Origin of the sequence: Mycobacterium sp. 134, from assembly GCF_048282715.1 — a bacterium.
Classification (GTDB): Bacteria; Actinomycetota; Actinomycetes; order Mycobacteriales; family Mycobacteriaceae; genus Mycobacterium; species Mycobacterium septicum.
Genome location: NZ_JBLVUN010000008.1, coordinates 1,477,235 through 1,502,167 on the forward strand (window position 1 = coordinate 1,477,235; position 24,933 = coordinate 1,502,167).

Annotated in this window: 23 protein-coding genes and 2 pseudogenes; 15 read left to right on the forward strand and 10 right to left on the reverse strand. The window is 67.1% G+C overall.

Going from position 1 to position 24,933, the window contains the following annotated elements:
- The first annotated feature begins 52 nt into the window (after nt 1–52).
- Nucleotides 53–658 (forward strand): TetR/AcrR family transcriptional regulator, encoded by a 606-nt coding sequence (locus tag ACNQVK_RS11875; RefSeq protein WP_418029673.1) that lies wholly within the window; start codon nt 53–55, stop codon nt 656–658.
- Between the two features lie 93 nt (nt 659–751).
- Here the strand turns inward: ACNQVK_RS11875 and ACNQVK_RS11880 are convergent, their stop codons facing one another.
- Both ACNQVK_RS11880 and ACNQVK_RS11885 read right to left on the reverse strand, forming a co-directional pair.
- Nucleotides 752–1,942: a lipid-transfer protein gene (locus ACNQVK_RS11880; RefSeq protein WP_418029674.1), complete on the reverse strand. Its 1,191-nt coding sequence runs from the start codon at nt 1,940–1,942 to the stop codon at nt 752–754.
- Nucleotides 1,943–1,957: 15 nt separating this feature from the next.
- The gene (locus ACNQVK_RS11885) at nt 1,958–2,347 is read right to left on the reverse strand and encodes a hypothetical protein (RefSeq protein ID WP_418029675.1); all 390 of its coding nucleotides are present in this window, start codon (nt 2,345–2,347) and stop codon (nt 1,958–1,960) included.
- A 69-nt stretch (nt 2,348–2,416) separates the two neighbouring features.
- On the opposite strand from ACNQVK_RS11885, the gene ACNQVK_RS11890 reads away from it, so the two are divergent.
- Nucleotides 2,417–2,557: a hypothetical protein gene (locus ACNQVK_RS11890; protein WP_418029676.1), complete on the forward strand. Its 141-nt coding sequence runs from the start codon at nt 2,417–2,419 to the stop codon at nt 2,555–2,557.
- 30 nt (nt 2,558–2,587) lie between these two features.
- A complete protein-coding gene (locus ACNQVK_RS11895; RefSeq protein ID WP_418029677.1) occupies nt 2,588–3,637 on the forward strand; it encodes a dihydrodipicolinate reductase in 1,050 nt (349 codons plus the stop codon).
- A 3-nt stretch (nt 3,638–3,640) separates the two neighbouring features.
- Here the strand turns inward: ACNQVK_RS11895 and ACNQVK_RS11900 are convergent, their stop codons facing one another.
- A complete protein-coding gene (locus ACNQVK_RS11900; protein ID WP_418029678.1) occupies nt 3,641–4,696 on the reverse strand; it encodes a zinc-binding dehydrogenase in 1,056 nt (351 codons plus the stop codon).
- Nucleotides 4,697–4,761: 65 nt separating this feature from the next.
- On the opposite strand from ACNQVK_RS11900, the gene ACNQVK_RS11905 reads away from it, so the two are divergent.
- Nucleotides 4,762–5,616 carry a class II glutamine amidotransferase gene (locus tag ACNQVK_RS11905; protein WP_418029679.1) on the forward strand — a complete coding sequence of 285 codons (855 nt, stop codon included), beginning with the start codon at nt 4,762–4,764 and terminating at the stop codon, nt 5,614–5,616.
- 35 nt (nt 5,617–5,651) lie between these two features.
- A pseudogene (locus ACNQVK_RS11910) lies at nt 5,652–6,508 on the forward strand (patatin-like phospholipase family protein).
- Between the two features lies 1 nt (nt 6,509).
- Here the strand turns inward: ACNQVK_RS11910 and ACNQVK_RS11915 are convergent.
- Nucleotides 6,510–7,511 carry a patatin-like phospholipase family protein gene (locus ACNQVK_RS11915; protein WP_409548884.1) on the reverse strand — a complete coding sequence of 334 codons (1,002 nt, stop codon included), beginning with the start codon at nt 7,509–7,511 and terminating at the stop codon, nt 6,510–6,512.
- Between the two features lie 259 nt (nt 7,512–7,770).
- Here ACNQVK_RS11915 and ACNQVK_RS11920 point away from each other — a divergent pair, with 259 nt between their 5' ends.
- Together ACNQVK_RS11920 and ACNQVK_RS11925 are read left to right on the forward strand one after the other, a co-directional pair.
- Nucleotides 7,771–9,072: a Glu/Leu/Phe/Val family dehydrogenase gene (locus tag ACNQVK_RS11920; protein ID WP_418029680.1), complete on the forward strand. Its 1,302-nt coding sequence runs from the start codon at nt 7,771–7,773 to the stop codon at nt 9,070–9,072.
- A gap of 67 nt (nt 9,073–9,139) precedes the next feature.
- A complete protein-coding gene (locus tag ACNQVK_RS11925) occupies nt 9,140–10,849 on the forward strand; it encodes a SulP family inorganic anion transporter (RefSeq protein ID WP_418029681.1) in 1,710 nt (569 codons plus the stop codon).
- Here the strand turns inward: ACNQVK_RS11925 and lpqV are convergent.
- Entirely contained in the window at nt 10,846–11,304 is a 459-nt protein-coding gene (gene lpqV, locus ACNQVK_RS11930; RefSeq protein WP_418029682.1) for a lipoprotein LpqV, read from the reverse strand. The two genes, ACNQVK_RS11925 and lpqV, sit on opposite strands and share 4 nt — an antisense overlap.
- 118 nt (nt 11,305–11,422) lie before the next feature.
- Between lpqV and ACNQVK_RS11935 the strand changes: the two genes are divergently transcribed.
- Nucleotides 11,423–11,941 (forward strand): cysteine dioxygenase, encoded by a 519-nt coding sequence (locus ACNQVK_RS11935; protein WP_418029683.1) that lies wholly within the window; start codon nt 11,423–11,425, stop codon nt 11,939–11,941.
- Nucleotides 11,942–11,943: 2 nt separating this feature from the next.
- Nucleotides 11,944–12,312 (forward strand): rhodanese-like domain-containing protein, encoded by a 369-nt coding sequence (locus ACNQVK_RS11940; RefSeq protein WP_211155578.1) that lies wholly within the window; start codon nt 11,944–11,946, stop codon nt 12,310–12,312.
- Between the two features lie 12 nt (nt 12,313–12,324).
- Here ACNQVK_RS11940 and ACNQVK_RS11945 read toward each other — a convergent pair whose 3' ends face one another.
- From ACNQVK_RS11945 to ACNQVK_RS11955, 3 genes are read right to left on the reverse strand one after another with little or no spacing between them, the layout of a single operon-like run.
- Entirely contained in the window at nt 12,325–14,025 is a 1,701-nt protein-coding gene (locus ACNQVK_RS11945) for an alpha/beta hydrolase (RefSeq protein WP_418029684.1), read from the reverse strand.
- Nucleotides 14,026–14,034: 9 nt separating this feature from the next.
- The gene (locus ACNQVK_RS11950; RefSeq protein WP_044519967.1) at nt 14,035–14,811 is read right to left on the reverse strand and encodes an enoyl-CoA hydratase; all 777 of its coding nucleotides are present in this window, start codon (nt 14,809–14,811) and stop codon (nt 14,035–14,037) included.
- Entirely contained in the window at nt 14,808–15,857 is a 1,050-nt protein-coding gene (locus ACNQVK_RS11955) for an enoyl-CoA hydratase/isomerase family protein (protein ID WP_418029685.1), read from the reverse strand. Before ACNQVK_RS11955 ends, ACNQVK_RS11950 begins: the two co-directional genes overlap by 4 nt.
- Before the next feature lie 174 nt (nt 15,858–16,031).
- On the opposite strand from ACNQVK_RS11955, the gene ACNQVK_RS11960 reads away from it, so the two are divergent.
- Nucleotides 16,032–16,880, forward strand: a complete 849-nt coding sequence (locus ACNQVK_RS11960) for a Bax inhibitor-1/YccA family membrane protein (RefSeq protein WP_211155574.1) — start codon at nt 16,032–16,034, stop codon at nt 16,878–16,880.
- Between the two features lie 199 nt (nt 16,881–17,079).
- A pseudogene (locus ACNQVK_RS11965) lies at nt 17,080–17,956 on the forward strand (hypothetical protein).
- 36 nt (nt 17,957–17,992) lie between these two features.
- Here ACNQVK_RS11965 and ACNQVK_RS11970 read toward each other — a convergent pair.
- Nucleotides 17,993–19,210 carry an acetyl-CoA C-acetyltransferase gene (locus tag ACNQVK_RS11970; RefSeq protein WP_276130735.1) on the reverse strand — a complete coding sequence of 406 codons (1,218 nt, stop codon included), beginning with the start codon at nt 19,208–19,210 and terminating at the stop codon, nt 17,993–17,995.
- Nucleotides 19,211–19,254: 44 nt separating this feature from the next.
- Nucleotides 19,255–20,202: an SGNH/GDSL hydrolase family protein gene (locus ACNQVK_RS11975; protein WP_418029686.1), complete on the reverse strand. Its 948-nt coding sequence runs from the start codon at nt 20,200–20,202 to the stop codon at nt 19,255–19,257.
- Between the two features lie 192 nt (nt 20,203–20,394).
- On the opposite strand from ACNQVK_RS11975, the gene ACNQVK_RS11980 reads away from it, so the two are divergent.
- The 4 genes from ACNQVK_RS11980 (at nt 20,395) to ACNQVK_RS11995 (ending at nt 24,873) form a co-directional block, all read left to right on the forward strand.
- Nucleotides 20,395–21,432, forward strand: coding sequence for an alpha/beta hydrolase (locus ACNQVK_RS11980; protein ID WP_418029687.1), 1,038 nt, complete (start codon nt 20,395–20,397; stop codon nt 21,430–21,432).
- A gap of 29 nt (nt 21,433–21,461) precedes the next feature.
- A complete protein-coding gene (locus ACNQVK_RS11985; RefSeq protein WP_418029688.1) occupies nt 21,462–22,856 on the forward strand; it encodes a cystathionine beta-synthase in 1,395 nt (464 codons plus the stop codon).
- A gap of 267 nt (nt 22,857–23,123) precedes the next feature.
- Nucleotides 23,124–24,206 (forward strand): hypothetical protein, encoded by a 1,083-nt coding sequence (locus ACNQVK_RS11990; protein ID WP_418029689.1) that lies wholly within the window; start codon nt 23,124–23,126, stop codon nt 24,204–24,206.
- 136 nt (nt 24,207–24,342) lie between these two features.
- Nucleotides 24,343–24,873, forward strand: a complete 531-nt coding sequence (locus ACNQVK_RS11995; RefSeq protein ID WP_418029690.1) for a TM2 domain-containing protein — start codon at nt 24,343–24,345, stop codon at nt 24,871–24,873.
- The last annotated feature ends 60 nt before the right edge of the window (nt 24,874–24,933 follow it).

Genomic DNA, 24,933 nt, shown 5'->3' on the forward strand with positions numbered 1-24,933 from the left:
CGGCTCGATACACATTTACGAACAGTCTGCCGGTAACTTACCAACAGGGTGTATGGAAAACAAGAGACGTACTCAGGAAGAGCGTTCCGCGGCGACCCGCGAGGCGTTGATCTCGGCTGCCCGGCAGCTGTGGGGCGAACGGGGCTATGCCGAGGTGGGCACTCCCGAGATCGCCAGTGCCGCCGGGGTGACCCGCGGCGCGATGTATCACCAATTCGCCGACAAGGCAGCGCTTTTCCTGGCGGTGGTGGAGGTCGTCGAGCAGGATGTGATGGCTCGGTTGGCGACCGAGGTGGCGTCGTCGGGCGCGGCGACGCCGGCCGACGCGATCCGGGCCGCGGTCGACGCCTGGCTGGAGGTGTCCGGTGACCCCGAGGTGCGGCAGCTGATCCTGCTCGACGCCCCGAGTGTGCTCGGTTGGGCGGGCTTCCGCGATGTCGCCCAGCGCTACAGCCTGGGCATGACCGAGCAGCTGCTGGCCGAGGCGATCAAGGCGGGCCAACTGGCCCGGCAGCCGGTACGGGCCCTGGCGCACGTACTGATCGGGGCCCTCGACGAGGCTGCCATGGTCATCGCCACCGCCGAGGATCCGAAGAAGGCCCGCCGCGAGATCAGGCAGGTGCTACGCCGCCTGATCGACGCGATGCTGACGGGCTGAGTTTCTCCCGCGAGGTTTCTCCCGCGAGCAGACGCACAATCGCATTGCAGACCCTTGATTTGTGCGAGTCTGCGTCTGCTCGCGAGGAAGAAGTTAGCGTTCGGCGCGCTGGTAGGCGGTCACGACGGCCGCGCCACCGAGGCCGATGTTGTGCTGCAGGGCCGCGTTGACACCGTCGACCTGACGCTTGTCGGCAGTGCCGCGCAACTGCCAGGTCAGCTCGGAGCACTGGGCCAGACCCGTCGCACCCAGTGGGTGGCCCTTGGAGATCAGGCCGCCGGACGGGTTGACCACCCAGCGACCGCCGTGGGTGGTGTCGTTGTTGTCGAGCAGCCGCGGCGCCTCGCCCTCGCCGCACAGGCCCAGCGCTTCGTACAGCAGCAGTTCGTTGGCGGAGAAGCAGTCGTGCAGCTCGATCACCTGGAAGTCCGCGGGCCCGAGACCGGATTGCGCGTAAACCTGTTGGGCGGCTTGCACGTTCATGTCATAGCCGATGATGTTGGCGGCGCTGCCGTCGAAGGTCGAGGCGAAGTCGGTGGTCATGGCCTGCCCGACGATCTCGACGGCCTGCGAGGCCAGCCCGTGCTTGTCGACGAAGGCCTCGCTGGCCACGATCGCCGCACCCGAGCCGTCGGAGGTGGGGGAGCACTGCAGCTTGGTCAGCGGGTCGGAGATCATCTTGGCGGCCAGGATGTCGTCGAGGGTGTACTCGTCCTGGAACTGCGCGTACGGGTTGTTCACCGAATGCTTGTGGTTCTTGTAGCCGATCTTCGCGAAGTGCTCGGCGGTGGTGCCGTACTTCTTCATGTGCTCGCGGCCGGCAGCGCCGAACATCCACGGCGCGACGGGGAAGGCGAACTCGTCGATCTCGGCCAGGGCCTTGACGTGCTTGCCCAGCGGGGACTCCCGGTCCTGCGCGCCGCCGCCGAGTGAGCCCGGCTGCATCTTCTCGAAGCCCAGCGCGATCGTGCAATCGGCCAGACCGCCCCGAATCGCCTGTGCGGCAAGGTAGAGCGCGGTCGATCCGGTCGAACAGTTGTTGTTGACGTTGACGATCGGGATGCCGGTCATGCCGAGCTCGTAGAGCGCCCGCTGCCCCGAGGTCGAGTCGCCCGAGCAGTACCCGACGTAGCCCTGCTGGACCTGGTCGTAGGAGATGCCCGCGTCCTCCAACGCCTTGGTGCCCGACTCGCGCGCCATGTCCGGGTAGTCCCAGCCCTCGCGACGTCCTGGTTTCTCGAACTTCGTCATCCCCACACCGACGACGAACACTTTGTTAGCCATGCAACGGAACTTACTTCATCGTGAAACCGGGTCAACCGTCTTCAACTGGAGTTGACGCAGCCGCACCACCAACGCCGCCGCGGCCAGCAGCGACAATGCCCCGAGCTGCCACCAGGTGGCCGGATTGCCGCCGTCGCGGTCGAAGAAGTGGTTGACCGCGTGCAGCGTGTTGGCGACCAGGAAACCCGTCAACACCACCGCGACCACGTCGCGCCACCAGAGCGCGAACAGCATCGTCAGGGCGATCCCGATCTGGAACACGCCCGCGTCGTGCAGGAAGTGGACGTGGTTGGGCCAGTTGGCCCACTGTGCGAACGAGGCGGGGTCGATGCGCATCCACACGCCGGTCACCAGCATGCTCAACGCCGCCACCACCACGACTGCCTGAATGAATTTCGTCTGCATATCCGTCAGACGGGATAGGCGATGCGGATGTGACAGTCACGTTCGGCCGGGCTGTCTCGTCGAAGTGCTATGACGTATCTGGCCGACCATTCCCTGTTGCTGACGGTGCCCGCGTTTCTGCCCGCCGTCCTGGTGGTGCTCGTGATCTCGTACGTGGCGCGGCGGGAACGTACTTCCGCTGACGACGACGGTGGTGTAGACCTGAAGTAGAACGTGTTCTAGTTCTGCCGAGGAGGGTCTGTGGCGTTACGGGTCGTGCAGTGGGCAACCGGTGGGGTCGGCGTGGCCGCGATCAAGGGTGTGCTCGAACACCCTGACCTGGAGCTGGTCGGCTGCTGGGTGCACTCGGACGCCAAGAACGGAAAAGACGTCGGCGAGATCATCGGCACCGAACCCATCGGTGTCGTCGCCACCAACAGTGCCGAGGAGATCCTGGCGCTGGACGCCGACGCGGTGATCTACTCGCCGCTCATCCCCAACCCCGACGAGGTCGCCGCCCTGTTGCGCTCGGGCAAGAACGTGATCACCCCCGTCGGCTGGCTGTACCCGAGCGAGAAGCAGGCCGCGCCGATGCGGGCCGCCGCGCTGGAAGGCAACGCCACGCTGCACGGCACCGGTATCGCGCCCGGCGGGATCAGCGAGAAGTTCCCGCTGGTGCTCTCCGCGATGGCCACCGGGGTGAACTTCGTTCGCGCCGAAGAATTTTCCGACCTGCGCACCTATGACGCGCCCGACGTGGTGCGCCATGTCATGGGATTCGGCGGAACTCCCGACACCGCGCTGAGCGGGCCGATGCAGAAGATGCTCGACGGTGGCTTCATCCAGGCCGTCAAGATGGTCGTCGACCACGTCGGATTCAAGATCGATCCGCGGATCCGCGCCACCCAGGAGATCGCCGTGGCCACCGCACCCATCGACTCGCCGATCGGCGTTATCGAACCCGGCCAGGTCGCCGGCCGCAAGTTCCACTGGGAGGCCCTCGTCGACGGCGAACCCGTCGTGCGGGTGACGGTGAACTGGCTGATGGGCGAGGAAAACCTCGACCCGGCATGGACTTTCGGCCCCGCCGGGCAGCGTTACGAGATGGAGGTCGGCGGCAACCCGGACTTCACCGTCATCATCAAGGGGTTCCAGTCCGAGGCCGGTGAGGAGGGCCCGGAGTCCGGCGTCGTCGCCACCGCGGCGCACTGCGTCAACTCGGTGCCCGCGGTATGCGCCGCCAAACCCGGTGTGGTGACCTACCCCGATCTGCCGCTGATCAGCGGGAAGGCCGCGCCGGGATTGCGCTGAGCCCTAGGGCCGCACCAGGATCCGGATCGGATTGCCCTCCTGGCGTTCCAGCTTGTCGATGCCCAGTGCAATGTCCTCCAGGGACACGATCTCGCTGATCGAACGGGACAGGTCCAGCCGGCCCAGAGACACCAGCGTCGCCAAGGTGGAGATGTCGACGTTCTGGTAACCCAGGTGACCCAGTACCTGCTTCTGGGTCAGGCCGAACATCGACGTCGGGCCGATCGTCGGTTCCTGCGCACTCATCCCGACCGCGACCAGCCGACCCCCGACCGTCAGCTGACCCAGCGCCTGCTCGAACGTCGACTTGAGCCCAACGGCGTCGAACGCCACATCCAGCCCCCGGCCCCCGGTCACCTCGGCGATCTTCTCGCCGAGCCGCTCGTCGCCGGCGTTGAACGCGTAATCGGCACCGAGTTCCAGGGCGCGCTCCAGCACCTCGGGCTTGATGTCGACAGCCACCACCGGCACCGCGCCCACCAGCCGGGCCAGTTGTGCGATGTGGGTGCCGACGCCGCCCAGGCCCCACACGCCGACCGACTCGCCGATACCGACCTTGCCGGTGCGCACCACCGCGCCGTACGGCGTCGACACCGCATCGGCGAGGATCGCGGCCTGCTCCAGCGGCACGTTGTCCGGTACGCGGGTGAGCCCGACCGCCTGCGCCAGCGTGTATTCGGCCCACGCCCCGTCATAGGCGAAGGCCATCAACCGGATTCGCATGCAGTTGGCGATGTCGCCGCGCCCGCAATTGGGGCATTCCATACAGGGCCGGCCGGCGGCGACGATGACGCGATCGCCCTCGGTCCAGCCCGTGACTCCCGGGCCGAGCCTGGCGATGGTGCCCGACGCCTCATGGCCCTGCGTGACCACCGGGGCCTGCGCGGGGAACGTCCCGTTGATCAGGCTCAGATCGGAATGGCAGATCCCGCAGAACGCCACCTCGACCAGAACCTCGCCGGGACCCGGCTCGGGAATCGGAACATCTTCCACCACAACCCGTTTGGTGTCGGCGTAGAAGCGCTCCGCGCGCATGGTAGGCCCGAGGTCGGATGTCATGGTGTCTCCCTCTCTCGCCCCGCTACTATCGGAAATCATGGCACTTCATCGGGTGGGCTGAGGTCATGTGCCGATTGTTCGGTCTGCACGCCGGACGCCGGCTGGTGCCGGCGACCTTCTGGCTGCTGGATGCGCCCGACAATCTTGCCGAGCAGAGCAGGCGTAACCCCGACGGCACCGGCCTGGGTGTGTTCGGTGCCGGCGGCGTCGCCGTGCTGCACAAGGAACCCGTGGCGGCATGGCAGGACTCCGAATTCGCCACCGAGGCACACGATGTCACCGCGACGACCTTCATCGCGCATGTCCGCTACGCCTCGACCGGGGCGCTCGATGTGGCGAACACGCATCCCTTTCTCCAAGAGGACCGGATCTTCGCGCACAACGGGGTCGTCGAAGGCCTGGGCCTGCTCGACGAGCGGATCAGCGAGCTCGGGGTGGCGGACCTCGTCGGGGGCCAGACCGACTCCGAGCGCGTGTTCGCCCTCATCACTGCGGCCGTGCGGGCACATGACGGTGACGTCGGCGCGGGCGTCGTCGACGCCATCGGCTGGCTGGCCGACAACGTGCCGATCTACGCCGTCAATCTCCTGCTCAGCACCGCCACCGACATGTGGGCCCTGCGCTACCCGGACACCCACGAGTTGTATGTGCTGGACCGCCGACACCCCGATCAGCGGCGCCTGCGACTGCGCAGCGCCCGGATCCGGGCCGAATCCGAGCACCTGACGTCGCAGCCCTCGGTGCTGTTCGCCAGCGAGCCGATGGACGGCGAGGACTGGCGGCTCATCGCCCCCGGCGAACTGGTGCACGTGGATGCGGATCTGCGGATCAACACCCGGGTGGCGTTTCCAGATCCACCTCGCCACCTGCTGCACCGCGACGACCTGTCCGCGCAGGTGGCCGCATCGCAGCACGCCTAGCTGCGACTTTCGGGGCCCTGGCAGACTCGACCCTCGTGACTTCCAAACGTGCACTGGTGCTCGCCGGTGGCGGTATCGCAGGGATCGCCTGGGAGACCGGCATCCTGCAGGGCATCGCCGACGAATCTCCCGAAACCGCCGATGCGCTGCTCGCCTCCGATGTGCTGGTGGGCACGTCGGCGGGTTCGACAGTGTCCGCGCAGCTCGGCAGCGGCGTGCCCCTGGCGGAGCTGTTCGAGCGCCAGATCGGTGCCGAATCGGCCGAGCTGGACCCCGCGATAAGCATCGACACGGTCACCGACCTGTTCGTCAAAGCCGTGCTGACCCCCAACACCACCAAGGCGCAGAAGCTGCAACAGATCGGCGCCGTGGCGCTCGACACCGTCACGATCGACCCGGCGGTACGGCGGAAAGTGATCGAAGCGCGCCTGCCCTCGCATGACTGGCCCGATCGGGTGCTGCGGATCTCGGCCGTCGACATCGACACCGGCGAACTGGTGACACTGGACCGGGACTCCGGAGTGTCGTTGGTCGACGCCGTCACCGCCAGCTGTGCGGTGCCCGCGGTGTGGCCTGTCGTGACGATCGGCGGCCGCCGGTTCATGGACGGCGGCATCGGCAGCGCGGTCAACATGGCGTTGGCCGCCGACTGCGACACCGTGGTGGCGCTCGTGCCGCAGGGCCGCTCGACACCGTCGCCGTTCGGTAGTGGCGCGGCGCAGGAGGTCGACGGATTCGACGGACGGTCGCTGGGGATCTTCGCCGACGACGAGGCCCTGGCTGCCTTCGGCGAGAACCCGCTGGACCCGGACTGCCGGGTGCCCTCGGCGCAGGCCGGCGTGCTCAGGGCCGGCGGGTGGCGGCTGAGGTCGTCGCTTTCCTGAAGGGTTGATTCAGCCGTCGAGTGCCCGGGCGGCCAGCTGCCGCCCCACCTCGATGACCTCGGCGGCGCGGTGGAATTCCAGGCTGCGGCACGCGGTGCGCGGTACCTCGATGAGCAGGTCGGGCGGGTAGGCGGCGAGTGTGTGCCGGGCCAGCGCGGCCTGGGCGATGTCGATGGTGCGGTTCATCACCTCGAAGCTCCCCAGCTTCGGCACATCGGCCGGCTCGGGTACCTCGGGCCCGTCTGGATCGTCGACCGGGCCGTCGGGGTCCTCGTCGACCGGTTCGGAACTGTCCTCGGGCGGGATCGACGCCCCGAAGCGGCTGAGCACGGCCCGGGCGGTGGGCCGGTCCAGCATGGCCCGCACCGACGCCGTGTCCAGCACGGCCGAGGTGCTGCGCATCATGCGGTTCAGCCACTCGGTGGTGGGGCGCCGTTCCGGGTCCTCGGGGGTGGGCGCGGTGCCCGGGTCGCCGCCGGACAGGCTGACCGCGATGGTGAGGTCCGCGTTGACCGCGGCGATCGGTGCCATGGGCAGCGGGTCGAGGATGCCGCCGTCGCCGAGCAGCCGGCCGTTGAGAACGTGCGGCGCGATCACGCCGGGAATGGCGATCGACGCCCGGATCGCGGAATCCAGCGGGCCGCGCTGCAGCCACACCGATTTCCCCGCGATCAGGTCGGTCGCGACCGCGGTGTAGGGGATCGGCAGCCCTTCGATCGTGGCGTCGCCGATGATGTCGCGGACCGCGTCGAGAATCTTCTCGGCACGCAGGATCCCGGCCGCCGAGATCGACGGATCCAGCAGCCGCAACACCGCCCGCTGAGTCAAAGTCCGTGCCCATTCGGCGAACTCGTCGAGCTTGCCCGCCGCGTGCAGGCCGCCGACCAGCGCACCCATCGACGACCCGGATACCCCGACGACCTCGTAACCGCGGTCGTGCAGTTCGTTGATCACGCCGATGTGCGCGTAGCCGCGAGCCCCGCCACTGCCGAGGGCCAGAGCAACACGCATACGTCCATTGTGAAGCACTTGAGGGAGAAGGTCGCCTTCCGCCCTGTACCTGGGCCGACGTCGCGCGACTGCTCTCGATGATCGCCGCAGAGTCTTAGAACATGGTTTGAGACCGGTACTGCGTCCACCGTGCGTCGGCGATGCCAATTAGTGTCAGTACGAGGATATTTCAGCCTGGCCTGCCCGCGTTCAGCACTGCTGGGCAAGACCATGGACGCCTGCCATTCTGGCGCCAGGCCAACCGACAACAGGAGAAGGTGTGACCACGATCGAACACACCGCGGTCGATCGCGTCCGGCGGCGGCCCCCGACCACAGCACACGGAAGTCCGTTCGACGACGCACGTGCTCAGCTGCACGACGCCGTCACGATCCTCGGCTATGACGACAGCATTTACGAGTTGCTGGCCAACCCGCGGCGTGAGCTCACCGTTGCCGTGCCGCTCCATCGAGACTCCGGTGAGATGGAGCTCCTCATCGGACATCGCGTGCAACACAACGTCTCTCGCGGTCCGGCGAAGGGCGGATTGCGCTATTCGCTTGATGTGACGCTCGACGAAGTTCGTGCCCTGGCGATGTGGATGACGTGGAAGTGCGCGCTGCTCGACGTGCCCTACGGCGGCGCGAAAGGAGGCATTTGCCTTGATCCGCGTCAATACAGCCGCTCCGAACTGGAGCGGGTCACCCGGCGCTACACCAGCGAGATCAGCCCGCTGATCGGGCCGGACCATGACATCCCCGCGCCTGACGTCGGGACCGACGAGCAGACCATGGCCTGGATGATGGACACCTATTCCGTCCAGAAGGGGCACACCGTTCTCGGTGTCACCACCGGAAAACCGGTGAGTATCGGTGGTTCTCTGGGACGTGTCACGGCGACGTCGCGTGGCGTCGTACATGTCGCGCTGGCCGCATTGCGGTCTCGGGGCATCCGTGTCGAAGGCGCCGCCGCCGCGGTGCAGGGCTTCGGGAAGGTCGGTCGGCACGCGGCGCGCTTCCTGCAGGACGCAGGCATGCACGTAGTCGCCGTATCGGATCAGTACGGCGCCATCAGAGCGGATTCCGGCCTCGACATCGCAGCCTTGGCGGCTCATGTCGACGCCACCGGGTCGGTGATCGGCTTCGTAGGTGCCGATGAGAGCAGCAACGAGGACCTCCTCGCGGCCGACGTCGACCTGCTGGTGCCTGCGGCCGTCGAAGGGGTGATCCACGCGGGCAATGCTGCGCAGGTCAAGGCCGCCGTCGTCGTCGAAGGCGCCAACGGGCCCACGACAGGAGAGGCCGACCGGCTGCTCAATGAGGCTGGGACACTGGTGGTTCCGGACATTCTGGCCAATGCCGGCGGTGTCATCGTGTCGTATTTCGAGTGGGTGCAGGCCAATCAGGCCTATTGGTGGGGTGCCGACGAAGTCGAGGCCCGGTTGGCCGAACGCATGCTGACCGCCTGGGAACATGTCGGCGCCCATGCCGCGCAGCGGCGCCTACCGCTACGCACCGCCGCGATGTGCCTGGCCGTCGAACGCGTGGCCCAGGCCGGCCAGCTACGCGGGCTCTATCCGTAGGGCCTGTTCGGCCCGCGCACATTCGCAGTCTCGCCCGCACCGGCCTCATCCGTGACAGGGTTGACCCGTGGGTGCGCCAACATTCGCTCGGAAACTGGGCCGTCCCAAGCCCCGTGACGTCATCTCAGGACTGGTCACGGGTCTGTTCTCCATTCCCGAGGGCATGGCCTATGCCAGCATCGGCGGGTTCAACCCGGTCACCGGCATCTACGCCGGCATCATGCCCGGCATCATCGGGTCCCTGTTCGCCCGCACGGTACTGATGGTGACGACGCTGACGAGTGCGATCGCACTGACGTCGCGCAGTGTGCTCAAGGAGGCCGGGCTGGATCCGCAGGATCCGGCCAACGTGGCCGCGCTGGCCCTCGTCGTCGGCGCTGTGATGCTGCTGTTCGGACTGCTGCGGTTCGGTTCGATCATGAACTTCGTCTCCAACGCCGTGATGACCGGCTTCTCCACCGGGATCGCCCTGCAGATCGTGGCCGGCGTCCTCGGCGACGCCACCGGTTACAAACCGCAGAGCGGCAACACCATTGGCAAGTTCGTCGACTCGCTGGCGCACGTCGGGCTGTGGCATCCGGCTGCCGTCGCGGTGGCGCTTGGCACGGTCGCGGTGTGGGCGGTGTTCCACTTCATCAAGCCGCTCGAATCGTTCGCGACGCTGCTCGCGCTCGTCGTGGTGACCGCGGTGGTGGCCGTCGCGCACATCGACGTCGAAACTGTCGGCGACATCGCGTCGATCGCGAATGCGCTTCCGCCGGTGACGGTTCCGAACTTCGCCGCGATGCCCGAGCTGATCGTCGGCGGCGTGGCCGTGGCACTCGTCGCGCTGGCTCAGGCCGCGGGAATCTCTGCCGCGGTACCGAACCCGGACGGCAGCCGCACCAACATGAACGGAGACTTCCTGGCGCAGGGCGCGGCGAATGTGGCGGGCGGACTGTTCGGTGCGCTCCCGGCCGGCGGCTCGCTGTCACGCACCGGGGTGGCGACGTCGGCGGGGGCCCAGACCCGGTGGGCCGGCATCTTCGCCGGGATCTGGCTTGCCCTGCTGGTGCTCATCGCCGGCTCGGCCGCGGAGATCATCCCGATGCCCGTGATCGGCGGGCTGATCCTGGTGATCGGAGCCGAACTCATCGTCGGCCGGTTGCCCGACATCAAGCTGGTGCTGCGGGTCGCGCCGCTGTCGGCGGTGGCGATGCTGGTCACCTTCGCCGCCACCACGCAGCTACCGCTGCACACCGCGATCGTCATCGGCGTGATCACCTCGCTGGTGCTCTACTGCGCCAAGGTGGCCGAGACCGCGCAACTGATGGCGCTGGTTCCTGCACCGGACGGCGGCTGGCAGCAGGCCCCCGTGCCCGAGCGGTGTGCCAGCAACGACGTCACCGTGCTGCACTACGCCGGCGTGGGTCTGTTCGCCGAGGTGGCCCGCATCGACGAGACCTGGCCCCGGGCCGACGGCACCACCAACGCCGTCGTCGTGCTCAGCCTGCGATCGCTACCCGACGTGCCGTCGTCGGTGACGATCAAGGCGCTGCGCCGGTGGGCCGGTCAGCTGACGGCCAACAACGGCAAGCTGATCATCTCCGGGGTCAACCCCGGCACCGCGGAAGTGCTGCGGCGCGGTGGGCTCGACGACCTGCTGGGCGAAGACGGTGTCGTGCCGGCGTCCGATCGGATCTTCGGGGCGCTCGACGTGGCCGTCGAACGGGGCCGCGCCTGGGTGGCTGCCCAGGGCGGCGAATCGGGGGATTTGCCGCAGCGTGATTCGAACTAGCTGCAGAGCTCGTCGGCCGCTGCCTGCGCCGCGACGATGACCGCAGCCTGACGCCCCGGTTCGAGCTGGCCCCACGCCACGTTGTACGTGCCGGGCCCTGGTGCCGCGTCGGGCGCCTGCACGCTCGCCAGATACGGCTCGATCTGCGCCTTGAGATCCCCGCCCTTGGTCTCCATCCAGAGCTTCGCGGCATGACAGGCCTGGAAGTACTCCTCCTCGGTGGACTGCGCATCGGCGCCGACGGCGGTTGTGACCCCGGCGGGGGACGTGGCGATCTCGCCTGGCTTGACCTTCGGGGTGGGCGATTCGGCGGTCGCGGTGGCTTGAGAGGACGGTGCCGCGGACTCCGCGGACTGATCCTTGTCGGCCTCTGTCGAGCATCCGATCAGCAGGCTCAGGCCGGCCGCTACGGCGGCTCCGGCGGTCAGGCGGGTGGTCCACGGGTAACGGCGCATGCCGCCAATCTATGCAACACTGGCGGCCGTGACGGAAGGGACCGGATTCCAGGAGTGTTGTCGGGCTTGCTAGCGCGCCCGTCTGCCCTGTTCCGCCGTCGTTCTTGGAGTTCCTCTGATGCTGTCCACGCTCGCGCCCGTTCCTGCTGTCTCCGCGCCCACGCGGCTGCGATTGCCCGACCTGCTGCACGCCACCGACCACGCTGCCGACGAAGTGCTATCCGGCCGCTACGACCGGCTGTTGCGGAGACTGCCCGCCGACGACCGCTGGTACACGCGGTTGTCCGGTGACGACGAGATCGAGGTCTGGCTGATCAGCTGGGTTCCCGACAAGTCGACCGAACTGCACGACCACGGCGGATCCCTGGGCGCGCTGACCGTGGTGTCCGGCGCACTGCGCGAAACCCGTTGGGACGGCGAGATCTTACGGAAGCGACGATTCACGGCAGGCGATCAGGCAGCGTTCCCGTTGGGGTGGGTGCATGACGTGGTGCATGCGCCGGCGGCCATCTCGGGTCCGACGTTGAGCGTTCATGCGTACTCGCCGCCGTTGACCGCGATGTCCTACTACGAGGTGACACCGCAGAACACCTTGCGCCGCAACCGCACCGAACTCACCGACGCGCCGGAAGGATAGCCATGAGCCGTATCGACACCGTGCTGGAGCAGGCCCGCACCCGGCTGCACCGGCTGCCCGCGTCAGAACTTCCCGAGGCGCTGAATTCCGGTGCCGTGCTGGTCGACATCCGCCCGGCCGCCCAGCGCGCAGCCGAGGGCTCGGTGCCCGGAGCGCTGGTCATCGAACGCAACGTGCTGGAGTGGCGCTGCGATCCGACCAGTGACGCGCGGATCCCGCAGGCCGTCGACGACGATGTCTACTGGGTGATCCTGTGCTCGGAGGGCTACACCTCGAGCCTGGCCGCCGCCTCGCTGGTCGATCTCGGTCTGCACCGGTCCACCGACGTCGTCGGCGGCTATCACGCGCTGGTCGCCGCCGGCCAGGTGTGATCTCCGCGGCGCTCAGGCGTTTTCGTTGCTGCTCAGCAGCGGCCGCAGCTTCTCGGTCTTCTCCGGGGTCCAGCCCGGCGGTTGCATGATTGCCGCCCAGGCATTGGCGACGTCCCTGACGTAGACGTGGCCATGCCCGTCGGGTACGTCGACCGCCACTGCCATGTCCGCCGACACCTGCAGGAATGTCACGATCGGAATCCACTGCATGCGTCCGGACACGTCGTATCCGCGCGGCTCCTTGAGCCAATCCGGTTCGGCGAACAGCAGATCGGTGTTCCACCAGGCGATCGGATCCGACGCGTGCTGCAGGTACACCGCGCGAGGGTGGCCCCACGGATCCGCCGGCCGGTCCAAGTTGCGGGCTTCGGCGGAGAAGCGCACATTCTCGCCCTTGTCGTAGATCGGCAGCCACATCGGCGAACCCGGGTCGCGGTCGCGGGTCAGGGTGGTCCAGATCGTGTTCTGGAACGTCGGCCCGGAGAACAGTGCGCCGTCGGTGCGGGCGACGAGATTGTTCAGCGCCAGGAACGGGGCCTCGCCGCCAAAGGAGCCGAGGCTCTCGCCGAAGACGACGAGCTTGGGGCGCTTGCCTTCTGGGCGCTCGCGCACCAACGCGTCGACCGCCTCGAACAGGGCCTGCCCGGCCTGCCGGGCGTTCTCCTTGTCCACCAGGAACGACAGCCAGCTGGGCAGGAACGAGTACTGCATGCTCACGATCGCGGTGTTGCCGTTGTACATGTACTCCAGCGCCGAGGCCTCCGCCTCGTTGATCCACCCGGTGCCGGTGGTGGTGGCCACCGCGACCACTGCCCGGTCCAAACCGCCGGTGCGCTGCAACTCCCTGGCCGCCAATGCGGCGGTGGCCTTGATGCCGTCAGCGGAGTGCAGGCCCGCGTAGGCGCGGATCGGCTCGACCGCGGGCTTGCCGTTGAACTGCGAAAGTCGTTGCACGCTGGGGCCGGCCGACACGAACACGCGGCCCTGATGGCCCAGGGACTCCCAGCTGTCCAAGGATCCCGGACCGCCCGAACGCAGCTTGGAGGTCGGCGCGGCGAAGTCCGGGCTGGTCTCGTCGTTGACCGCGGAGAAGGTGCGGTTGATCTTGTCCATGGCGACCCGGGCCACCACACCGTTGAGCAGCGCGATGGTCAACGCCAACAGCAGGACCACCACGACGACGGCCGAAACTCGGGGCGGTGCAAACCGATTGAGCTGGCGCACCAGGAACCGCACCAGCCTGCCCACCAACTGCCCGATCTCGACGAACGCGAACAGCACGACGATCGAGAGCACTGCGGTCAGCGGGTGGTCCCAGAACGTCAGCCTTGGCACACCCATGAAGTCGCGGACCTCGTCCTGCCAGACGTGGAAGTAGATGATCATCAGGATCTGGCCGATGATGCCGACCGCGATCAGGCTCAGCCATGCCCACTTCGGCGGCTTCGGGCTGGTCTGCGCCGAACGCATGTAGCGCACCAGCCATACCCCGAAAACGCCGATCCCGTAACCGATCGCGCCGGCCCCACCGCTGACCAGGCCCTGGAAGAGCGGGCCGCGTGGCAGCAGCGAAGGGGTCAGCGAGAACCAGATGAACACCAGACCCACCGCTGTTCCGAAGAACGTGTAGTGGCGCTCCCACCAGTCGGGTTTGTCTGCGTCACCTGACTGGACTTCGGGTGCGTCGGCAACGGGTTCGGCGGTGTCGGTCACCCGTCGACTTTAGCGATGGGTGAAGTTTGCGGCGCGCTTCTCCGAGAACGCCGCCATGCCTTCCTTCTGATCGGCAGTGGCGAACGCCGAGTGGAACAGCCTGCGCTCGTAGAGCAGTCCCTCGGCCAGGGTGGACTCGAAGGCGCGGTTGACCGCTTCCTTGGCCATCCGGGAGGCCGACAGCGACATCCCGGCGATGGTGGCCGCCACGGCAAGGGCCTCGTCGATCAGTGAATCCGCGGGCACCAGGCGCGAGACCAGGCCGGCGCGCTCGGCTTCCACGGCGTCGATGGTGCGGCCGGTGAGGATCAGATCCATCGCCTTGGCCTTGCCGATCGCCCGGGTCAGCCGCTGCGAACCGCCCATGCCCGGCAGCACGCCCAGCTTGATCTCGGGCTGACCGAACTTCGCCGAATCCGCGGCGATCAGGATGTCGCACATCATCGCCAGCTCGCAGCCGCCGCCCAGCGCGTACCCGGCGACCGCGGCGATCGTCGGGGTGCGGGTGGCGGCGAACTTCGACCACAGCTCGAAGAAGTCGGCCGAGTACACGTCGGCGAACGACAGCTCGGCCATCTCCTTGATGTCGGCCCCGGCGGCGAAGGCCTTCTCGTTGCCGGTGACGATGATGGCGCCGACGCTCGGGTCACGGTCGAGTTCGGCTGCGGCGGTGGTCACTTCGGTCATGACCTGGGTGTTGAGCGCGTTGAGCGCCTTGGGCCGGTTCAGCGTGATGGTGGCGACCCGCTCGACGCGGGTCACCAGGATCGTCTCGAACTCACTCATTTGTTCTCCTCCTGGAAGGTCAGGTCGGGGTCTGCCGGAACGAAGTACGCCTCGACATCGGCGGGCGTGACCGCTGCGATCGAGGCGGGGGACCACTGGGGGTTGCGGTCCTTGTCGACGAGCTGGGCCCGGATGCCCTCGACGAAATCATGGGATTTCACCGACGCGCACGAGGTCCGGTATTCCTGGCGCAGCACGTCCTCCAGTGTCTCCAGCTCGGCCGCCCGGCGCACCGCTTCCAGCGTGACGGCCAGGGCGATGGGGGAGCGGGTGGCGATGAGCTTCGCGGCATCGTGGGCGGCGGTTTCGTCGTGGCCCTCCAGGGCGGCGAGGATGTCGGCCACGTTCTGGCCCGCGTAGGACCCGTCGATCCAGCCGCGCTGTTCCAGCAGTGGGCTCGCGGGCGGTTCGATGGCGTAGGTGGCCAGGGCGTTCTGGACGCCGTCGGCGATGAGTGACTCCGTGAAATCGGCCAACTTGTCGTGCGGCACGTAGTGATCGGCGAAGCCCATGGCGATCGCGTCGGCCCCGGAGAACGGTGCACCGGTGAGCGCGGCGTGCAATCCCAGCGCACCGGGAGCCCGTGACAGGAGATAGGTGCCACCGACGTCGGGGATGAAGCCGATGCCGACCTCGGGCATCGCCATCTTCGTGGTGTCGGTGGCGATCCGGACGCTGCCGTGGGACGCGACGCCAACGCCGCCGCCCATCACGATGCCGTCCATCAAGGCCACGTACGGCTTGGGGTAGCTGCCGATGTAGGCGTTGAGCAGGTATTCGTCGTACCAGAACCGGCGCGCGTCGGCGCCGCCCTCGCGGGCGCTGTGATAGAGCGCCACCACGTCGCCGCCCGCGCACAGGCCGCGTTCGCCGGAACCGGTCAGCAGCACGGTGTGAACTGCCTCGTCGTTCTCCCAGGCGTGCAGCGCCTCGGATATGCCGGCGACCATCGCGTCGTTGAGCGAGTTGATCGCCTTGGGCCGGTTCAGCGTGAGGATGCCGACGCCGTTGCGGACACTTACTAGGACGTCCTCGTTTTCTGTCACGAGTTGCAATCTAGTTCGGGCCCCCAGGGATGGTGCGCTACGGGTAGGGTTTGCCTCAAGATCAAACCTGGAAGTTTCCTGGGAGTCTTTTTGGCTCGACGGGAACCCGCCAGGAACATCGATCGTTGAGCTACTAGTTCGTAAGCGAACATCTCATAGGAGAGGAACCCGACGGTGCGCGAATCCAGCAACCCGGTATTCCGCAGCCTGCCGAAGCAGCAGGGCGGATACGCACAATTCGGTACCGGAGCCGCAGGCTACGGTGCACAGCAGGTGCATGCGCAGCCCTACGCGCAGGAGTACCTGGAGCAGCCGCAGACGGGTGTTTCTCGGCCGCTGACCATCGATGACGTCGTCACCAAGACCGGCATCACCCTCGCTGTGCTGTCGGTCGTCGGAGTCATCTCCTACGTGCTGGTGGCCGGCAACCTCGCGCTGGCGACGCCGTTCGCCCTCGTGGGTGGGCTCGGTGGATTGGCGCTCGTCCTCGTCGCGACGTTCGGCCGCAAGCAGGACAGCCCGGCCATCGTGCTGAGCTACGCCGCGCTGGAGGGCCTGTTCCTCGGTGCCATTTCGTTCATCATCGCCAACGTCACCTCGGTCGGCGGCGTCGGCATGATCGCGCAGGCGATCGTCGGCACCATGGGCGTGTTCTTCGGCATGCTGGTCGTCTACAAGACCGGCGCCATCCGCGTGACACCCAAGTTCACCCGCATGATCGTCGCCGGCATGTTCGGCGTCCTGGCGCTGATGTTGCTCAACTTCGTGCTGGCGATCTTCGGCGTCGGCGGCGGTGCGGGCCTGGGCCTGCGTGACGGCGGCATGCTCGCTATCGGCTTCTCGCTGCTGTGCATCGGCCTGGCAGCGTTCAGCTTCCTGATCGACTTCGACGCTGCCGACCAGATGGTCCGTGCCGGCGCGCCGGAGAAGGCCGCGTGGGGCATCGCCCTGGGCCTGACCGTCACCCTGGTCTGGCTGTACATCGAGATCCTGCGGTTGCTGTCGTACTTCAACAACGACTAGCAACCCTGCCCCGAGAAAGGCGTCCGCGATTGCGGGCGCCTTTTTCTTTTGCGCCGAGTGTGCGCTCAGAGCGTGAATGCAGGCGATTTCACACTCTGAGCGCACCGTCGTAGTCGGTGGGCTATCCACAGCGTGCAGTTCATCCCCAGATGTCGTAATCGGTTGAGCCTGCACCAGGTTGGTGGGTGAAGGTAGGACGGTGCGCACCCCATTCGTCGGTAGTGAGGCGGTCGCGGCGGGTTTGGTGCGCAAGCACCACCTACGCAGTCGCAGTGGGCCTTTCACCGCTGTGTTCCCGGATGTCTACACCCTGAGCGATGTCGAGATGACGATTCACCATCGGGCAACCGCAGCCTGGTTGTGGTCGCATCGCGGGGGAGTGGTCGCAGGACTCAGCGCGTCAGCGCTACACGGTGCTCAGTACGTCGACAACACGCTCCCGATCGAGTTGATCTGGCGGAATCGTCGGCCCGCCGCGCGGCATCGTCACACACAAGGTGGGCGAACTTGCCGACGACGAAGTGACCGAACGTAGCGGCCTTCCGGTAACCACACTGGTGCGGACGGCATTCGATAGAGGCAGGCGTAGAAACCTCGATGACGCGGTCTCGCGTCTTGACGCACTCGGCAATGCCACGCGACTGCGGGCCGACGACGTCTTGGCATTCGCCGTGGAGAGGCATCGAGGCGCCCGGGGTATGCGGCAGTTGGTCAGTGCGCTCGAACTTTACGATCCGGGTTCACAATCGCCGAGGGAAACGTGGCTGCGGCTCTTGCTGATTCGGGCCGGGTATCCGCGACCGATGACGCAGATTCCCGTGACAAGCGTCGACGGGTGTCGGCAGTACTACCTCGACATGGGGTGGGAAGAACACAGGCTGGCTGTGGAGTACGACGGCGACCACCATCGTCTGGACCCAGCGCAGTTCGCCCACGACATCATTCGCTCAGAGGATCTCGATGAGCTCGGATGGACGCGAGTCAGAGTCGCCAAGCGGCACTCGGCCGCAGATGTACTCGGGCGAGTCGCCCGGGCTTGGACCGCGACTGTGCACTCAGATCGTGAGATTGCGTGAATTCACGATCTGAGTGCACCCTCGGCGAGAACGAAATTAGGAGAGGCGCTCCACAACCATCGCCATACCCTGGCCGCCACCGACACACATGGACTCGACACCGAAGGTCTTGTCGTAGGTGGACAGGTTGTTCAGCAGCGTGGCGGTGATGCGGGCACCGGTCATGCCGAACGGGTGGCCCAGCGCGATCGCGCCGCCGGAGACGTTCAGCTTGTCCTCGTCGATGCCGAGTTCACGAGCCGAGCCGAGCACCTGCACGGCGAAGGCCTCGTTGATCTCGACCAGGTCGATATCGGAGATCTTCTTGCCCGCCTTGCCGAGGGCCTTCTTGATGGCCTCGATCGGGCCGAGGCCCATGATCTCCGGCGACAGACCGGACACCCCGGTGGACACGATCCGGGCCAGCGGCGTCAGACCCAGCTCCTTGGCCTTGGTGTCGCTCATGATGACGACGGCGGCGGCACCGTCGTTCAGCGGACACGCGTTGCCCGCGGTGATGGTGCCGTTGGGCCGGAACACCGGCTTGAGCTGGCTGATCTTCTCGTAGGTGGTGCCGGCGCGCGGGCCGTCATCGGTGGAGACCACGGTGCCGTCGGGCAGCGTCACGGGAACGATCTCGCGCTCGAAGAAGCCGCTCTTGATGGCCTCCTCCGCGCGGTTCTGCGACCGCACGCCCCAGTGGTCCTGGTCCTCACGGCTGATGCCGGTGAAGGTGGCGACGTTCTCGGCGGTCTGGCCCATGGCGATGTAGACGTCCGGGATCAGGCCGTCTTCGCGCGGGTCATGCCACTTGATGTCGCCCTCGGCCTGCGTGATCGTGCGCGCCTGCGCCTCTTCGAACAGCGCGTTCTTGCTGTTGGGGGCACCGTCGGCGGCTCCGACGCCGAAGCGCGACACCGTCTCGACACCCGCGGAGATGAACACGTCACCCTCGCCGGCCTTGATGGCGTGGAAGGCCATCCGGGTGGTCTGCAGCGACGACGAGCAGTACCGGTTGACGGTGGTGCCGGGCAGGAAGTCGTAGCCGAGCTCGACGGCCACGGCGCGGGCGATGTTGTAGCCGGCCTCACCGGCGGGCTGGGCGCAGCCCATCATCAGGTCGTCGATGTCCTTGGGATCAAGCGACGGCACCTTGTCCAACACGGCGCGCACCATCTGCGCGGCCAGGTCGTCGGGACGCATGGTGGCCAGTGAGCCCTTGACGGCCCGGCCGATCGGTGAGCGGGCAGTGGCAACGATGACGGCTTCAGGCATGACGGCTCCTGCTGATCGAATGGCTTAGAAAACTCAGATTGAAACTAGCCCGCGGGTACCACGATGGGTGCGGGCACCCCGGTTGAGCGGCGCCACAGCCTGCTGACACCGCCCAGGCGGGTCAGCAGTGTCCCGGTGTCGGCAGCCCCGGATTCCAGTGCCGCGTCACCGTCCCACTCGCCGAGGACAGTGCACAGCGCGGGCAGCAACTGCTTGGCCGCCAGTGCGTAGCCGGCCGCCGACGGATGGAACATGTCCTCGGAGAACAGCAGGTCAGGGGCCTTGTGGAAGTCCCGGGCCAGGAGATCGGAGAACGGCACGGGGATGCCGCCTGCCGCTCGCACGGCGCCGGCCTGGGCGCGGGCAAGGCGCAGGCCGAGGTTGCGCGCGACGGTGCGCAACGGTTGAGGGATGGCGGTGATGACCCCGAAGTCCGGGCAGGTGCCGACCACGACGACGGCTCCCGCCGCCCGTAGCCGGCGCACGGCGTCGCCGACCCGTCGCGCCGACGGCCCGATGCCGTTGGGTTTGGTGATGTCGTTGGCGCCGATCATGATCACGGCCGCATCCGGCGGTGGGCCCGCGACGAACATGGCGTCGATCTGGCCGGACAAGCCCTTGGACGTGGCGCCGACAATCGCCTTGGTGCTCAAGCGGATTCGTTTGCCGAACTGCTCGGCCACGCCGCGCGCGATCAGCACTCCCGGCACCTCGTCGGGCACGCGGCACCCGTATCCGGTGGCCGTGGAGTCGCCGAAAATCATCAGATGCAGGTCGAACGGGACCCCGCGTTCCCACTTCTCGACCGGCCCGCCGCCGGGGACGTACACGCCGTCGGCGCGGGGCGGGATGTCCCAGGACTTGGGTATGACCTGACGCGCCTTGTCAGCCTGCCCACTGAGCAGGTTGCGTGCTCCGATATAGGCCGATCCAGTAGACGCCAGCGTCGCCGCAGCGGCGAGGGCGATGGTCGACCGACGCGGTGTGCCCACGTGATCAGTCTAAGGCGATCAGACGGGTTGTCCGCGTGGCGCTTCAGCGTGGCGATCACGGTGCTGTATCAAGTCCGGTATCAATTCAGTTTATTTGACTGTTGAACTGTTTACGGATGTCAAGCTAAGTTACCCGGGTTGTCTGAGTGACGAAGCTCACCTAGCACTACAAAGACGTAGGAAGTGGTGACGATGACTGCACCGAGCAAGGTATCCAGGTCTCATCATGCTGGAATAACCCCAGCTAGGGCCCTCCGCGGGCGTAGGTTTCCGGTCAGTGACGGCGCGCCCGTCGAGGTGGTCGAGGACGGCCCGAGCCTGGCAGGGCGATTGGTTTCGCTGGCGGCCATGCTGACAATCAAGCCGACCTTGGCAATTGGTAGCCACGTACCGCATCTGCCGTGGCCGTTCGGGCTGGTTAATTTCGCCGCCCGGCTGATCCGTCCGGTGCCCGGGACCATCAAGGCCACCATCGCGCTGCCCAACTGCAAGGCGCAGCTCGTGCGCGCCGACGGTGTGCTGCCGGCCGACGGGAAACGCAGCGTCATCCTGTACCTGCATGGTGGTGCGTTCCTGGCCTGCGGGGCCAACACGCACTCCGGGATCGTCACGGCGCTCTCGGGATATGCCGACAGCCCGGTGCTCGTGGTCGATTACCGGATGGTGCCCAAGCACTCGGTGGGCACCGCGATGGACGACTGTTACGACGCCTACCGCTGGCTGCGGATGACCGGCTACGAGCCGGACCAGATCGTGCTGGCCGGCGACTCCGCGGGCGGCTACCTGTCGCTGGCACTGGCCGAGCGCCTGGTCGACGAGGGCGAGATGCCCGCGGCATTGGTGACGATGTCGCCGCTCTTCGAGATCGACAACGAGTCACGGGCCAACCACCCGAACATGCACACCGACGCGATGTTCCCGGCCAAGGCCTTCGACGCCCTCGTCGAACTCATCGAGGCGGCGGCCAAGCGCAATGGCGAGCAGGTCTACGAACCGCTCGACCATGTCGAGTCCGGTCTGCCCCGCACGCTGATCCACGCGTCGGGCTCGGAGGTTCTGCTCAGCGATGCGCGAAAGGCCGCGCACATGCTGGCCGCCGCCGGGGTTCCCGTCGAGCTCCGGATCTGGCCCGGTCAGATGCATGTCTTCCAGCTCGCGTCGCCTCTGGTGTCCGAAGCCAAGCGCTCGCTGCGCCAGATCGGCGAATACATTCGAGAGGCCACCTGGTGAGGTTTCGGCGGGCCTGAGACCATTGACGCATGCGCATCGCCAGGCACATCAGTGAGCTCATCGGCAACACCCCGCTGGTCCAGCTGAACTCAGTTGTCCCCGAAGGGTCCGGCAGGGTCCTGGCCAAGATCGAGTACCTGAACCCCGGCGGCAGCTCCAAGGACCGCATCGCGGCCAAGATGATCGACGCCGCCGAGGCCAGCGGTGAGCTCAAGCCCGGCGGCACCATCGTCGAACCGACGTCCGGCAACACCGGCGTCGGCCTGGCGCTCGTGGCCCAGACGCGCGGCTACAAGTGCATCTTCGTCTGCCCCGACAAGGTCAGCGAGGACAAGCAGAATGTGTTGCGCGCCTACGGTGCCGAGGTCGTGGTGTGCCCGACGGCGGTGCCGCCCGACCACCCGGACAGCTACTACAGCGTCTCCAACCGTCTCGTCGAGGAGATCGACGGCGCCTGGAAGCCCGACCAGTACTCCAACCCGATGGGGCCGGAGAGTCACTACGAGACGACGGGTCCCGAGATCTGGGCCGACACCGACGGCACGGTTACGCACTTCGTCGCGGGCGTCGGCACCGGGGGCACCATCACGGGCACCGGCCGCTACCTCAAGGAGGTATCGGACGGGAAGGTGAAGATCATCGGCGCCGATCCGGAGGGCTCGGTGTACTCGGGCGGTACCGGCCGCCCCTACCTGGTGGAAGGTGTCGGCGAAGACTTCTGGCCGTCGGCCTACGACCCCTCGGTGCCCGACGAGATCATCGCGGTGTCCGACGCCGATTCGTTCGACATGACCCGGCGACTGGCCCGCGAAGAGGCGCTGCTGGTCGGTGGATCCTGCGGGATGGCAGTGGTGGCCGCGATCGAGGTGGCCCGCAAGGCCGGCCCGGACTCGGTCGTCGTGGTGCTGCTGCCCGACGGCGGACGTGGTTATCTCTCAAAGATTTTCAACGACGCATGGATGTCGTCCTACGGATTCCTGCGCAATCGGCTGGACGGCTCGATCGAGCAGTCCACTGTCGGCGACGTGCTGCGCGGCAAGTCCGGGGCGCTGCCCGACCTGGTGCACACCCACCCGTCGGAGACGGTGCGCGACGCGATCGGCATTCTTCGTGAATACGGTGTCTCGCAGATGCCGGTGGTCGGTGCCGAGCCTCCGGTGATGGCGGGCGAGGTCGCGGGCAGTGTGTCCGAGCGCGAACTGCTGTCCGCGGTGTTCGAGGGCCGAGCCAAGCTGGCCGACGCCGTCGCCCAACACATGAGCCCGCCGTTGCCGCTCATCGGTGCGGGGGAGTTGGTCTCCACCGCGGCCAAGACGCTGCGTGAGTGCGACGCGGTGATGGTGGTCGAGGAGGGCAAGCCCGTCGGAGTGCTCACCCGCCACGATCTGCTCGGCTTCCTCTCCGAGGGCGGCGGCAGGCACTAGACACGTCGCGGTACCTCGCGCCGTGGAATACCTTGTCTCCAGCTACTTCTCAGCTAGGGTGAGCTGGCCTAGGGCTAGCAAACTCAGTAGCCATCACCGCCCATGGCGACGGCCGTCCCGCTGCGCCCAGCGAATGCGCTCGTGTTGACCTGTCAAACGGGGTTCACGGTGCGTAATCTGCCTGTGGAGCAGTCTGTACATCTAGGTGCTGGCAGAAAGTAGCGTCCGTCCGCGGAGCGCTATCGGCAGATGAGGAGAGCTTTCGACGTGACCGATCAACCGCCCCCGCCCGGGAATTACCCGCCGCCGCCAGAGGGTGGATACCCGCCTCCGCCTCCGCCTCAGCAAGGTGGTTACCCGCCTCCTCCGCCGCCCGGTGGCGGCTACCCGCCGCCGCCTCCTCCCGGCGGTTACCCGCCGCCCCCAGGACAGGGCGGTTACCCACCGCCGCCCCCGCCGCAGGGTGGCGGCTACCCACCGCCCGGTGGCTATCCCGCCCCCGGCGGTTATCCGCCTCCCGGTGGCTATCCGCCGCCCGGATATCAGGCCCCGGGCTACCCGCCCGCCGGCGGCACCGGCTTCGGCGTCGCGCCGTACAACATCGGTGACGCGTTCTCATGGGCCTGGAACAAGTTCCTCAAGCATCCGGTCGAGCTCATCGTGCCGGGTCTGGTGTTCGGGGCGGCGTCGGCTGCCGTCTGGGTTGTCATCACGCTGATCGCAGCCGCGGTTTCGCCCGACTCCACCAGCAGCTACGAGACCTATGAAGACGGCTTCAGTTTCGCGGCCTCGAACAATCTCTCGGTCCCGGGCGCCATCGTGATGTTCATCGGGGGGATCGTGATGTTGATCCTCAGTGGATGGATCGCCGCGGCCTACACCGCGGGTCTGCTCGACATCGCCAATGGGCAGCCCGTGTCGATCGGATCGTTCTTCAAGCCGCGCAATGTCACCAACGTGATCCTTGCGACGGTGATCGTCGGTGCGATCACGTTCGCGGTCAACTTCGTGCTGCAGCTCCCGACGATGTTCATGCCCGGGCTCTGGTTCCTGACCATGCCGCTGTCCTTCATCGCCGATGTGGCCATCGGTGTGCTGTTCCTGTTCACGACGGTGGCCGCAGTGGACCGCAATCTCAAGGCAGTCGACGCGGTCAAGGCGAGCTTCGAACTCGTCAAGCCCAACTTCGGCACGGTACTGCTCACGGTGCTCGTGATGCTCGCCATCGCGATCGTCGGCGCGATCCCGTGCGGGCTCGGCCTGATCGTGGCGATCCCGCTGATCCTCCTGATCCAGGTGTACGCCTGGCGTCGGCTCAGTGGCGGCCCGGTGGCAGCACTGTCGCAGTAACCGAACCGAACTCGACGCCCACGGCGCACAGGGCAGAAACGCCTGCGCCGTGGGCGTTGTGGTCGTGACATCATGTGAGCTAGCCTGCCGAACCCATCCGCTCGGTGCATTCGAGAAAGTCGTGGCCTCAATGTCTATGCCAAATCAGCCCGGAGATATGTACGGGATGCCGCCGCAGGGCGTACCTCCCCAGGGTGTTCCTCCGCAGGGCATGCCGCCGCAGGGTGTACCTCCGCAAGGCATGCCGCCGCAAGGGGTTCCGCCGTACGGCGGTTATGCGCCCCAGGGTCCGCCGGCCGGGTATCCGCCGCAGGGCCCGCCGCCGGGGTACCCGGGGCAGCCGCAGCCTTACGGTGCCTATCCCGTCGACCCGTCGGCGCCGTACGGTCGAGACCCGCTCACCGGTGAGCCGCTGTCCGACAAATCGGCCATCACCGCCGGCCTCCTGCAGTTCTTCCTGGGTGGCCTGGGCGTCGGACGCTTCTACATCGGTTCCACCAACATCGGTGCGATCCAGCTGGGGCTGACCATCCTCGGCATCGCCACGTCGTGGCTGATCGTCGGAATCTTCATCTGTCTCGGCGTCGGAATCTGGGCCCTGGTGGACTCGGTGATGATGTTCACCCGATCGATTCCCGACCAGTACGGCCGGAAGCTGCGTAGCTGAACCGTCGGAGGAGGTGGTGGGCCGGGCGCGCTCGAGCCCACCCCGATAGGCTCGACCCGT

Coding starts and splice junctions, on each gene's coding strand:
- ACNQVK_RS11950 (WP_044519967.1), bottom strand. CDS start 14,811: ATGAGTGAGTTCGAGACGATCCTGGTGACCCGCGTCGAGCGGGTCGCC.
- ACNQVK_RS11880 (WP_418029674.1), bottom strand. CDS start 1,942: ATGGCTAACAAAGTGTTCGTCGTCGGTGTGGGGATGACGAAGTTCGAG.
- lpqV (WP_418029682.1), bottom strand. CDS start 11,304: ATGCGCCGTTACCCGTGGACCACCCGCCTGACCGCCGGAGCCGCCGTA.
- ACNQVK_RS11935 (WP_418029683.1), top strand. CDS start 11,423: ATGCTGTCCACGCTCGCGCCCGTTCCTGCTGTCTCCGCGCCCACGCGG.
- ACNQVK_RS11995 (WP_418029690.1), top strand. CDS start 24,343: ATGCCAAATCAGCCCGGAGATATGTACGGGATGCCGCCGCAGGGCGTA.
- ACNQVK_RS11940 (WP_211155578.1), top strand. CDS start 11,944: ATGAGCCGTATCGACACCGTGCTGGAGCAGGCCCGCACCCGGCTGCAC.
- ACNQVK_RS11970 (WP_276130735.1), bottom strand. CDS start 19,210: ATGCCTGAAGCCGTCATCGTTGCCACTGCCCGCTCACCGATCGGCCGG.
- ACNQVK_RS11900 (WP_418029678.1), bottom strand. CDS start 4,696: ATGACATCCGACCTCGGGCCTACCATGCGCGCGGAGCGCTTCTACGCC.
- ACNQVK_RS11980 (WP_418029687.1), top strand. CDS start 20,395: ATGACTGCACCGAGCAAGGTATCCAGGTCTCATCATGCTGGAATAACC.
- ACNQVK_RS11890 (WP_418029676.1), top strand. CDS start 2,417: ATGACGTATCTGGCCGACCATTCCCTGTTGCTGACGGTGCCCGCGTTT.
- ACNQVK_RS11915 (WP_409548884.1), bottom strand. CDS start 7,511: ATGCGTGTTGCTCTGGCCCTCGGCAGTGGCGGGGCTCGCGGCTACGCG.
- ACNQVK_RS11875 (WP_418029673.1), top strand. CDS start 53: ATGGAAAACAAGAGACGTACTCAGGAAGAGCGTTCCGCGGCGACCCGC.
- ACNQVK_RS11885 (WP_418029675.1), bottom strand. CDS start 2,347: ATGCAGACGAAATTCATTCAGGCAGTCGTGGTGGTGGCGGCGTTGAGC.
- ACNQVK_RS11905 (WP_418029679.1), top strand. CDS start 4,762: ATGTGCCGATTGTTCGGTCTGCACGCCGGACGCCGGCTGGTGCCGGCG.
- ACNQVK_RS11985 (WP_418029688.1), top strand. CDS start 21,462: ATGCGCATCGCCAGGCACATCAGTGAGCTCATCGGCAACACCCCGCTG.